Raw genomic sequence first — 11,748 nt, 5'->3', positions numbered from 1 at the left:
CCCAAGTTTACTGCCAATGCCAATTATATTGATAAACAATCAATTAACTTCTATTCCTCCCGTTACATTCCCTTGTTCATATAATCTTGCCAGGTAACCAGAATGTATTTTTCTTTTCCATATTCGATTTTTTTCAAGAAACCGTATTCATAAATAAAAAAATATACGTCTCCCTTTTTGTTCTTCCAATAGTGGGTGAAAAAGTTGGAATCGAATCCCTGCTCCGAAAGAACCTTACATCTTATCGTTACCTTGCCCCCTTTGTTATATTGTTTAAGAATCTTCCGGTTCAGTTTTAGCTGATTGTCTACTTTATTGTAAAAGCGTTCCGGTCTTTCCTTTTCTTTTTGATATTGGAAAGCACTCTTGCAATGTAGATTGCAATATTTTTTATCCGTTCTACCCGTAAGTGGCTTTTTACAGTACAAACACTCATGTTGTAGTCTCATTTCCATAAACTTAAGTGAATCTTTATGCGAACATTATTCGATTAAGATACGATTAAATCATTTTTATTAATGAACTTGGAAAAAAAATAACATGTTTAAAGGTAGAAGCATTACGTTAAAACATTTATTGATAAATAACGTAAAACATATTGGACTCCAGTTCAAATCTGATAAAGTAATCCAAGCGCTTGTGGAGAAATTACCACACATATGTTGGAGCCAGGAATATGGCATGTATCATGTCCTCAACAATAAAACCAACCTTAGTACACTTTGGAGTACATTTCGTGGAGAGGTCTGGATAAACGGAAATTATTTTTTCGAGAATAGCCATGGACTAAACCCAGACAAACCCCATAACATAAACTGGTACAGGAACAGGGAGCTGAAAGAAGGTTTTAAAAGATGTCCGGAAGAGTACCTGGACAAGTTGGAATTAAGCAGATATGCGGAAAATACGGTAAAGACCTACGTACACCATTTTGAAACCTTTATAAATCATTTTCACGGCATACCACCCAATGCCATTACTGAGATAGAGGTAAGGAAGTATTTGCAAAAGCTAACAAGGGATGTCCGTTCACACTCTTATTTAAACCAAGCAGTCAACAGCATCAAATTCTATTTTGAGGTGGTCATGGGTATGCCCAACCGCTTCTATAACATTGAACGGCCCATTAAACAAAAACAACTGCCCAAAGTACTTTCAAAAGAAGAAGTTCTAAGCCTTATTGAGTATACCCGCAACTTAAAACATCGCTGTATCATTTCCCTATTATATTCGGCAGGCCTTAGAAGAAGTGAGCTTCTGAACTTAAAAATAGACGATATAGATGGAAAGCGAATGCTTATCTGCGTTAAGGCGACCAAGGGCAATAAAGATAGAATGACCGTCCTAAGCCCCACACTCTTAAAAGAACTACGTGCTTATTACAAAGAGTATAGACCACAGCACTATCTATTTGAAGGCCCCGGTCAAAAAGCCTATACCGCTTCAAGTGTATTAAAAATTACCTCTATGGCTGCCATGAGATCGGGCATCCGTAAGAAAGTTACACCTCACATGTTACGTCATAGCTTTGCTACCCACCTTCTTGAAAACGGCACTGATATAAGGCACATTCAACTGCTGCTAGGCCACAGTAGTACCAAAACCACGGAAGTTTACACTCATGTGGCAGAAACCTCGTTTAAAAGCATAAAAGATCTCTTATCTTAGTTCCGCATATATAATATATATAGATCATATGATCTATATTACTACGTTATCTGCAAGCTGAAAAAATATCTTAACTTAAATAATGTCAAATGGAATAAACTTCCGAAATCACAATTTTAACGTAAGCCCTTTTTTGACACTTAATTGAATTTTAAAATATTTTTAATTTCATCTGAAATATCGCCTACATTTTCATGTTTCTGATTTGTTTGAACGATTATCGTTAATACATCTTTATCATTATTAAATCTTCTTACTATACATTCATAATTCCCAGCAGAACCATGATGAGAATGCTCAATAATTCTATTCTTTGTCCATTCTACAGAACCCAAAGGAGATTGGATATTCCCAAAAAAATCGGCTTCTTCAGACAAGAACTTTATGGATTCTTGATTTATAATTTTATAAGAATGAAGGTTTTCTATCCAATTATATAAATCGTTTGCAGTTAAACTAAAAATAGCTCCCGAGATTGTTACTTTATAAGAATCTTCCTCATAATTTTCATTAAAAGGAATAGCCATTAAGCTTTTATCTAAATATGGGGCTTCTGGATGAATTACTGCATCTTTTAAAGAAAATGGAATGAATAAATTTTGAGTAACATACACTTTAAAAGTTTGATTTGTGACTTTTTCTACAATTTGCGACAATAACATTGGACTATGATTCGTATATAAGTAATCTGCACCTGGCTCAAACTCCAACTCTTCTATATCTATTAAATCTTCCTTAATTTTTTCATCAGTAATCCGTTCATTTTTCTCAAAGTACTTATCCCATTCAACTTCAGGAAGACCACTTGTGTATTGCAATAAATTTTTAATTGAAATTGTTGATGCCCAACTTGGCAAATCTTTTAAATATTTATTTATTTTATGCTCTACATTAAGCAATCCTTTTTCTTGAAGTTGCATGATTGAAACTGCTGGAAACTCTTTGTATACTGACCCTAAATCGAAACGAAAATCTTTAGTTAACTTAACTGTTTTAGAGCCATCTGAAAACCCGAAAGAATTTTGGTAAACTTCTTCTCCATTTAAAACCACTAAAACATTTCCATTAAAATCACCATCTGCTACTAGCTCTTTCATATAAGAATCTATAGAAGTATGACTTTTACAGTTCATGAAAGTTGTTGAAATAACTACCAATAAAAGAGTAGAAAAAAAATGTTTCATAAATTTTAGTGTTTTACTATATTTCAAAGACGAACCAGTAAAAGTTTTGTTACAGTTTAAATTCTTTTTCATTTTAAAGCTAATAATGTCAGACCTAATCGAAATTTAACCCCAACAGAAAAGCCAGCAGATAACAAAACCTATAAACAATACGGGCTTCAGGGCTTAATCGCAGGGTTTGCGTATATTTATGATGACCGCAAAATCTTTGGGATTTTGCTTTGTGGAGAAAAAAAAGAGAAAACAAAACCAAAAGATTTTGCTATGTGCGTGGCGGAAAGTAAACGCTATTTTGCTCCCGTACTGTTCATAGCTAGATCGTTGTACACAAGCTAAAAATTAGAAATGATAAGAAAACATAAGGAACAAGATCTTGAGCAAATTATTAATGTTTGGTATAAATCATCCACATTGGCTCATCCTTTTTTGAATTCTAGTTTCGTGGAAAAAATAAAATCGGATATGACTAATATTTATATTCCGAACTCGGAAACGTGGGTTTATGAAGTTGAAAATTCAATAGTTGGATTTATAAGTATGTTGGAGAACGAAATTGGTGGGCTTTTTGTTTTACCAAATAATCATTCTAAAGGAATTGGGACAAAATTGGTCGATTTTATTAGTCAAAAACATTCTGAGCTTGAAGTCGAGGTCTTTGAAAAAAATGTTATTGGAAGAGCGTTTTATGACAAGTATGGTTTCGAAAGAATAAAAAAATATAGCCACGAAGAAAGCGGAAATGAAGTTTTGAGATTAAAACTTAAAGCTTAAATTATGCCAGTGTACAACAACGGCTATAATTCATTGTGGCGGAATTTTCCACCGAAAATTCCTATCTTTCAATCATCGCTTGGTTCTCGCGGAATAGTCCTTGCGGACAATTCCACAACGAAACCATAGCCAAACACGTTAGCAAACATATTGCAAGAAAAGTCCAATCGGTTCGCAATTAGCCTGAATATCTAAAAAATAATAAGAGTTTGGTTCGGGCAAATCCGCATTTTTAAAATGGTTTCTTTAGGCTTGTTACTTTCTCAAACTTCAGATATTTCTTTAATAAATTACCTTGCCAAAGTTCTCGCTCGGACGGACTTCACTCAGACGCAACTGTTGCGCAGACGGACTTGCGGCTTTCTTACCAAAGTTCGGGCAAAACCGAAAGACCAAAATTGTATACTTTTAAAGTACGGCGGACTAAAAAAGAAACCATTTTAAAAGTGTTTGGGAAACTAATCAGTGTTCTGTGACAAGACCAAGGGTTTGCGCTGCAACACGTTTGCTAACAATATGTATAATCTATACTGTCCGATTTTCCGTCGGAAAATCTACGTATATTTAGAATGTAATCGTACGGCGGGAAATCCTACGGATTTCAAAACCGTACAGATCATACATTAGACGTTAGCAAACATATTGCCATAAAAATAAAATCGTTGCGCAATTAGCCTGAATATCTAAAAAATAATAAGAGTTTGGTTCGGGCAAATCAGCATTTTTAAAATGGTTTCTTGAGGCTTGTTACTTTCTCAAAATTCAGCTGTTTAATTAATAAATCACCTTGCCAAAGTTCTCGCTCGGACGGACTTTACTCAGACGCAACTGTTGCGCGAACGGACTTGCTAGTTATTTGCTATTTTCTGTTCGAAAACGAAAAACTTAAATCGGTTACTATTTAGGCTCGACGGACTTAAAAAAAGAAACCATTTTAAAAGAGTTTGGGGAATAAATCAGTGTTCTGCGACAAGATTAAGGGTTTGCGCTGCAACACGTTTGCTAACAATATGTATAATCTATACTGTCCGATTTTCCGTCGGAAAATCTACGTATATTTAGAATGTAATCGTACGGCGGGAAATCCTACGGATTTCAAAGCCGTACAGATCATACATTAGACGTTGTGCAACATTTCAAATGACATTCGAAATTGGAAAATATATCGTCAAATTATTAAACGAATCTGATTTTCAAATAGGTTCGAAGGACAATAATATCGAGTATCGAAAAAGCTTTTTTACTGAATCAGACTTTATTCTTGCAACAAAATTCGGAATACAGATTTTAGAAAATGGACTTGAATCTCAAAACGCAATTATTGGCGCCGAAGGGGGTGCTTCTGGATTACACGAGACTTCACAAATAATTGAAAAAGAGCGAATATTAGTTTGTTGCGGCGACACGATTTTTTGTTTAGGAATACCAGACCTAAATCTAATCTGGAAATCCAAAGTGGACGAGTTTACTTGTTTTGAGATTTTTAAGATAGAAAATGGCTATATAGTTCATGGAGAAATGGAAATTTCAAGAATTGACGACGATGGACAAATAGTATGGAAAAATGGAGGGGCGGATATTTTTGTGTCAGCTGATAAAACAGATGATTTTGAAATTTCGGACAACTATATCAAAGCGTTGGATTGGGACAAAAAAGTGTATAAGTGGGACTTTGACGGAAATGAAATCGCGTAAAAAAACGTTGCACAACACAACCTAAACGTAATGCGGACTGTAGGGCAAAAACGAAAGGTCTGTGTATATTTATAATGTCGCTAAATCTTTGGGATTTAGCTTAAGACAAGAAAAAATAAAACTAAACCAAAAGTTTTAGCTTCGTGCGCAGACGGAAACGAAAAGTTTCCTTGCCCCCGCACTACGCTTAGCCCAGACCGTTGTGCTTAATTTTGGAGCAATTTTTGATGATTCAACTAATATGAAAAAACTAGCTGTTATCTTCCTAATTTTTCTGACTGTTGGAACTACCGTAAATGGACAGGAAAATCCGATTGCTGAATTTGATTTATATGGCTGTTGGATTTTAGAACGAAACGAAGATGGAAGTCGTCCAAGGAAGCTAATTTATAAACGTTGTGAAGATTCGAATCCTAAACTAACAATAAAAAGTTCTGAAATTTCCCTTTTGGCATATAATGAAAGTGAAGAGCAGATGCTTCACCCTTATATTTGCCCAGTTACTTATACAGAAAAAGGAACATGGGAATATGATGTTAAAAATGGATTAATAATTATGTACCGTAATAAAAAGGTCATAAAAGAACTTAAAGAAAAACATCCCGAGGAGTTTGCTAAATTTGGTTCTCCCAAAAGACTTGTATCTAATAAATTTAGAATAGTCAAACTATCGAAATCTCGACTGGAAGTAGAAAAACTAAGCACAACAAAACCTATGAATTAATGCGGGTGGTTTGGTGTTTAATTCTAAGTTTTGCGTAATTTTATAAGGTCGCCAAATCAGTTTGATTTGACATTTTAATAATTAAAAAAGAAAAAACGCAAACAAAAAGCTTCGGCTTAGCGCGAAGACGGAAACTTTACAGTTTCCTTGGTTCCGCACTAATCATAGCTCAGGCGTTGTGCGCAAGCTGAAAAAATATTTTAGTTGAATGAAAAATACCACGATTGACATTAACGAATCGACTATAAAAAAGTATGTGGAATCTTTACGTCCGGAGAATCCAGAAATTCGTTCTCAACTAGATTATGGATATTCTTATGACGGAAAAGTTGAGATTCTTTATGAAGTTCGACCTGATTGGAACAATCCTAAAAAACTACAACAAAGTGAATTTGCGAAAATAAGGTTCTACAAATCTAAGCAGGAATGGAATCTATATTGGATGCGTGCTAGTGGGAAATGGGAACTTTACGAACCGTTTCCCAAATCAACATATTTAGAAAAAATTATTGAAATTATCAAAGAAGATAAACACCATTGCTTTTATGGATAATTCTCAAAAAAATATTATCAAGGAAATTGTGGAAAATCTGGATTGCGGAAACAATTGTTATTTCAATTCCAAAACAAATGAAATTGTTACAATTCCAAATTTCTCAAACACCTCGGACGAACAAGAACTAAAAGAATTTTTTCGAGATGACTTAAATAAGATAAATGACCACAAAGCGGATTTTATAAAATTTGAAGTATTAGAAAGCTTTGAATCATTTAAAATAATGGAACGTTTCTCTGAGCAATTGACGGACGAAAAATTCAAATTCAAATTGAGAGACATTTTAGAAAAGAAAAAGCCTTTTCAGAATTTTAAAAATACTATCGACCAATCAGATTTTAGACAAGAATGGTTTGATTTTAAACAGAATGAACTCGAAAAAATAGTAGAAAGCCAATTAGAACGTGGAAAAGCCAGCGCACAACACAACCTATAAACAATACGGGCTTCGGGCTTACCTGCCTGCCGGCAGGCAGGATCGCAGGTTTTGTGTATTTTTATGAAGTCCGCAAAATCTTTGGGATTTTGCTTTAAACAAGGAAAAGAAAAAACAAAACAAAAAGATTTCGCTATGTGCGTGGCGGAAAGCAAACGCTGGTTTGCTCCCGTACTGTTCATAGCTAAACCGTTGTGCTTAATGTTGAAATCGTGCTAAAAACAAACTTTCATCCTTCCGAAAAACATCTTGCTGATATAAAAAATTGGCTGATTGAAGAATGGAATAAAACGAACAGCGGATTTTATTGCAATTGGAATATAATTGAAGACGAGTTTGCGAAAAATAACGTAGCTGTAATCACCAAAAATGATTTTGCAATCGGATTTACAGTTTATAGAATCTATGAATTTCAAGCAGTAATCGACATAGCCGAAACTAAACCAACTGAAAGGAAAAAAGGAATTGCAAGAAAATTAATTAATGACACTTTAGAATACTTTGGTCAAAAAGGTATTTTAGTTTGTGAATTATTTTGTTCGCCTGAAAATTCAGAGCCTTTTTGGAAAAGAATTGGGTTTGAAAATTCCCCTGATTTACCACACAACTCAAGAATCAATATGTTCAAACCACTCGTTGAGACTTTAAAGCCGACTGAAAAAGCAGAATCGGAAACAAAAATCAGCTTGTGGAATTGTGAACCTTATCAAGCGGACAGAGAAAAACCAAAATGGAATTGGGACTTGAATTTCGCAGAGGACAATGAGACTTTGACAAAACCGATTATTTTCCCAGTCTCAAGTGATTGGCAAGTGGAATTAACCAAAAACGGACAAAAAATAGTAACGGAAAAAATTAAAAGATTTCCGATTGATTTAGCAGATTATGGTAGTTTTATGATTATCCGAAAATTAACAGAGTGAAAAAAACACTAAGCACAACGATGTATAACCGCAATTACGGCGGATACGACTACGTCCGAATCCACTCACAATTGCTAAAGCCTGTGATAAGCCGAAAAACATTAACTTTAATCCCGTAACTTCGGTTATACCTACCGTTGTGCAACATTTCAAATGACATTCGAAATTGGAAAATATATCGTCAAATTATTAAACGAATCTGATTTTCAAATAGGTTCGAAGGACAATAATATCGAGTATCGAAAAAGCTTTTTTACTGAATCAGACTTTATTCTTGCAACAAAATTCGGAATACAGATTTTAGAAAATGGACTTGAATCTCAAAACGCAATTATTGGCGCCGAAGGGGGTGCTTCTGGATTACACGAGACTTCACAAATAATTGAAAAAGAGCGAATATTAGTTTGTTGCGGCGACACGATTTTTTGTTTAGGAATACCAGACCTAAATCTAATCTGGAAATCCAAAGTGGACGAGTTTACTTGTTTTGAGATTTTTAAGATAGAAAATGGCTATATAGTTCATGGAGAAATGGAAATTTCAAGAATTGACGACGATGGACAAATAGTATGGAAAAATGGAGGGGCGGATATTTTTGTGTCAGCTGATAAAACAGATGATTTTGAAATTTCGGACAACTATATCAAAGCGTTGGATTGGGACAAAAAAGTGTATAAGTGGGACTTTGACGGAAATGAAATCGCGTAAAAAAACGTTGCACAACACAACCTAAACGTAATGCGGACTGTAGGGCAAAAACGAAAGGTCTGTGTATATTTATAATGTCGCTAAATCTTTGGGATTTAGCTTAAGACAAGAAAAAATAAAACTAAACCAAAAGTTTTAGCTTCGTGCGCAGACGGAAACGAAAAGTTTCCTTGCCCCCGCACTACGCTTAGCCCAGACCGTTAGCAACAACTATGAAAAGAATCCTGCTCATAATATTAATTGGCATTTCTAATTTGACTTTTGCTCAAATTGGACCAAACTTGAGCGGAAAAATAGTGGATGAAAAACTGACTTGTTTATTCGGAGTAAAAATCACGAACCTGAATAGCGGAGCGGAATCTATATCTGACCAAAATGGTGGCTATGAAATAATCGCAACGGAAAATGACACTCTGGAATTTCAAATGATTGGACTGACAACTGACAAAATAAAAATTGAAAAGCCGACTCAGACTCTGAATTTGATAATGATGGATAAAGATGTGAATTGTTTAGGAGCAATTTGGACAGAAAGGCAATATCGCAAAGCGTATCGAGAAATTGAAAAACGACTAAAAAAATTATATAAAAAAGCGGAAAAACAGAACGTGTGGAAAAATAGCAGTTGCTAACAAAACCTATAGCAAATAGGGCATAAAGTGCTGAATTTAAAGGATTGGGCGTGTTTGCCAAGTCCGCCAAATCTTTTGGATTTGGCAATTAAAAAATGAAATTAATTACAAAACAAAAAGCTCTGGCTACGAGCGCAGACGGAAACAAAAAGGTTTCCTTGCTGCCCAACTTGCCATAGCCGTACCGTTGTGTATAATGCGGAAAAACCGTCTCGAATGAAAAATATAATACTTCTTTTATTGTTAACGACTTCGGTTTATGGACAGAATTTGGAGAAAATTTCTGACGGACAACTGTGCGGACAAATCAAATCAGCGGTTAAATACCTTAAAGCTGATAAGGAATTAAAAACTCGGAATTTTAGATTTGATTCCAAAATTGGAAACGGATGGAATTATGATATTTTTTCATCAGAATATGTTGCTCATCAATTAGGTGTTGAAAAAGAAAAGATATTTGATTTTGATAAGACCAAAACTTATCCGATTTATAAAAAACTAGAAAACACCAAACGCAAAATTTCCGAATTGGAATTAGATTGTGTGAAAAAGAAAAGAAAACCGAATGCGGAATTATCTAAATTGGACAACGATAATTTGCTGATTAACGTGACAACAAACCGAGTCGGAAAAGAAGGCGCAAATGGAATAGCTTATTTATTCTTTTTTGAGAATGGAGAAATATCAAAAGTATATAAAACGAGTTGGATTGAATAAAAAAAGCACTATACACAACAATGGTAACCGTTGCACAAGTCATTAATCCCTGAAAAAGCGGATTTATACAAGCCTCTTTACCGGGCTTTTTTTTTGGCCGCTCAGAAAGGGAAAGCTAATTTTGGACGCTTTAAAGAAGGACCGAACAGTAATTCAAAGGCACTTTTGACAAGTGTTGCAAAAGCGGGTGTTCCTACCCCGCTTTCCACAAGTTTTTGGTCGAATTTCAGATACTTTTTCAGATTGTAGGCGATCGCAGATAGGTGCATTACCTTGTTGGCCTGTTCGATCCCGATGGTATTTATCTTCCTCAGTCCCATGAACTGGGTCAACGTTCCGAATACGGGCTCTACCGTGCTTTGCCGCTTACCCTTCATATAGCGTCCTTGGGGGCTCTTCACCCGGGCGATGTTACGAAAATATTCCGCACGGTAATAAGTGACGCCGAACTTCTTCTCCTGTGCACTTTTGCCCAGGCAGCTACTGCGTATGGGGCACCCGGTGCAGATATGCTTTCTTGCCCTGTATTCCTTCTTTCTTGTTCCCGTGCGATGGTCCCTGAACTCCTTGGTGAACGGTATGGTTTTCCCTTGGGGACAGCGGTAGCTGTCCGTCCCTTGTTCATAAACGAAACCATCGGGACCTCCCTTGAAGGTTCCGTGGGCGGGTATGAAACTCTTGAGCCCCCTGCTTTCCAAAAAGGCATAGTTCTCGCCACTGCTATAGCCCGTGTCGGCCACGCAGTTCTCAAAAACGAAGCCCTGTTGCCATAATCTTCTTTGTAGGCGTTGTACGATATCCTGTAACTGCTGGTTGTCCTTTCCATCGGCATGGTATGCCCTGATGTCCGTGATCACATGATGGGCGGTATCGACGCTCAACTGACTGAGGTAGTTCAGCTTTCTGGCCTTGCCCGGCTTTACGCTTATCCTGGCATCGGGGTCGGTAGGGCTGTAATGGGTCTTGTTGCTCGTATACTTTGCTCCTTTGTTACCTGCGCCCGGTCTCTGATCCTGATCTTTTGCCCATTTCTTGTTCCTGCCCTTTATCGCATCAAGTTCCTTATTGTTGGCGGTAACACTTCGTTGTCCTTTATCCGACCTGTCGCCTTTACTCTTGCGGTGGGGCGCTTCTTTATCCATCGAACTAAGGGTACGTACCTTTCTAAGGTGCTCGTCAAGTTCATCTTCCGGTACCTTGGGCTCCAAGGTATCCATAGAAGCGTTCGCTTTCACGGGCGCACTGTCGATCGCCTGGGTATGACCGGAGACCATCCCCTTCTCAACACACATGCAAAAGACTTTGGTGAACACTTCCTCGAATACCGACTCCGGGTAAAGTTGGCGGGTACGGCTTATGGTAGAATGCCATGGCAGCTCCTCGTCGATATCGTAGCCTATGAAATATAGTATATCCAAGCGCATAGAACAATGGTCGATAAGCTTACGGTCGCTGATGATGTTCTCCAAGTAGCCTACAAGACATAACTTGAAGAACACAACGGGGTCGATGCTCTTCTGGCCGCTCTCTCCATAATAGGGACGGGTAAGCATATAAAGAAATTCCAAATCCAGAACGCATTTCAAACGCCTGTAAAAATTGTTCTTGGGGATGCGCTCGCTTAGTTGAAATTGTGCAAAAAGCTTTTCCTGATACTCCTTTTTTCCCTGCATACCTAAAGTTACGATCCTTCTCCCTATTGGCAATGATCACAACCCTATTTTTTCCTAACTT

Annotated in this window: 13 protein-coding genes; 10 read left to right on the top strand and 3 right to left on the bottom strand. The window is 36.6% G+C overall.

The genetic code is table 11. The annotated features are described in order from the left end of the window. Positions 1-62: 62 nt before the first annotated feature. Complete coding sequence (locus P0077_RS17525; RefSeq protein ID WP_276166440.1) at positions 63-449, bottom strand: hypothetical protein; 387 nt, start codon at positions 447-449, stop codon at positions 63-65. Positions 450-540: 91 nt separating this feature from the next. Between P0077_RS17525 and xerA the strand changes: the two genes are divergently transcribed. Then, a complete protein-coding gene (gene xerA, locus P0077_RS17520; RefSeq protein WP_276166504.1) occupies positions 541-1,668 on the top strand; it encodes a site-specific tyrosine recombinase/integron integrase in 1,128 nt (375 codons plus the stop codon). Positions 1,669-1,808: 140 nt separating this feature from the next. On the opposite strand, the gene P0077_RS17515 is transcribed toward xerA, so the two are convergent. Continuing rightward, positions 1,809-2,852 carry a serine hydrolase domain-containing protein gene (locus P0077_RS17515; RefSeq protein ID WP_276166503.1) on the bottom strand — a complete coding sequence of 348 codons (1,044 nt, stop codon included), beginning with the start codon at positions 2,850-2,852 and terminating at the stop codon, positions 1,809-1,811. Positions 2,853-3,197: 345 nt separating this feature from the next. Here P0077_RS17515 and P0077_RS17510 point away from each other — a divergent pair, with 345 nt between their 5' ends. From P0077_RS17510 to P0077_RS17470, 9 genes are all read left to right on the top strand, one after another. After that, complete coding sequence (locus tag P0077_RS17510) at positions 3,198-3,623, top strand: GNAT family N-acetyltransferase (protein WP_276166502.1); 426 nt, start codon at positions 3,198-3,200, stop codon at positions 3,621-3,623. A 1,140-nt stretch (positions 3,624-4,763) separates the two neighbouring features. After that, positions 4,764-5,318 (top strand): hypothetical protein, encoded by a 555-nt coding sequence (locus tag P0077_RS17505; protein WP_276166497.1) that lies wholly within the window; start codon positions 4,764-4,766, stop codon positions 5,316-5,318. A 241-nt stretch (positions 5,319-5,559) separates the two neighbouring features. Then, positions 5,560-6,042, top strand: a complete 483-nt coding sequence (locus tag P0077_RS17500) for a hypothetical protein (RefSeq protein WP_276166501.1) — start codon at positions 5,560-5,562, stop codon at positions 6,040-6,042. 208 nt (positions 6,043-6,250) lie between these two features. Continuing rightward, on the top strand, positions 6,251-6,595 hold the full coding sequence (locus P0077_RS17495; protein ID WP_276166500.1) for a DUF3024 domain-containing protein: 345 nt from the start codon (positions 6,251-6,253) through the stop codon (positions 6,593-6,595). Beyond that, entirely contained in the window at positions 6,588-7,034 is a 447-nt protein-coding gene (locus P0077_RS17490; protein ID WP_276166499.1) for a UPF0158 family protein, read from the top strand. The genes P0077_RS17495 and P0077_RS17490 overlap by 8 nt, the downstream gene beginning before the upstream one ends. 212 nt (positions 7,035-7,246) lie before the next feature. Further along, positions 7,247-7,957: a GNAT family N-acetyltransferase gene (locus tag P0077_RS17485; protein ID WP_276166498.1), complete on the top strand. Its 711-nt coding sequence runs from the start codon at positions 7,247-7,249 to the stop codon at positions 7,955-7,957. A gap of 153 nt (positions 7,958-8,110) precedes the next feature. Continuing rightward, positions 8,111-8,665: a hypothetical protein gene (locus tag P0077_RS17480; RefSeq protein ID WP_276166497.1), complete on the top strand. Its 555-nt coding sequence runs from the start codon at positions 8,111-8,113 to the stop codon at positions 8,663-8,665. Positions 8,666-8,877: 212 nt separating this feature from the next. Beyond that, positions 8,878-9,297 carry a carboxypeptidase-like regulatory domain-containing protein gene (locus P0077_RS17475; protein WP_276166496.1) on the top strand — a complete coding sequence of 140 codons (420 nt, stop codon included), beginning with the start codon at positions 8,878-8,880 and terminating at the stop codon, positions 9,295-9,297. Between the two features lie 216 nt (positions 9,298-9,513). Continuing rightward, positions 9,514-10,014 (top strand): hypothetical protein, encoded by a 501-nt coding sequence (locus P0077_RS17470; protein ID WP_276166495.1) that lies wholly within the window; start codon positions 9,514-9,516, stop codon positions 10,012-10,014. Between the two features lie 101 nt (positions 10,015-10,115). Here P0077_RS17470 and P0077_RS17465 read toward each other — a convergent pair whose 3' ends face one another. After that, the gene (locus P0077_RS17465; RefSeq protein ID WP_276166494.1) at positions 10,116-11,687 is read right to left on the bottom strand and encodes an IS1182 family transposase; all 1,572 of its coding nucleotides are present in this window, start codon (positions 11,685-11,687) and stop codon (positions 10,116-10,118) included. Positions 11,688-11,748: the final 61 nt, after the last annotated feature.

The sequence above is a fragment of the Zobellia alginiliquefaciens genome, assembly GCF_029323795.1.
GTDB classification, from domain to species: Bacteria; Bacteroidota; Bacteroidia; order Flavobacteriales; family Flavobacteriaceae; genus Zobellia; species Zobellia alginiliquefaciens.
This window is presented reverse-complemented; position numbering and strand designations above follow the sequence as displayed.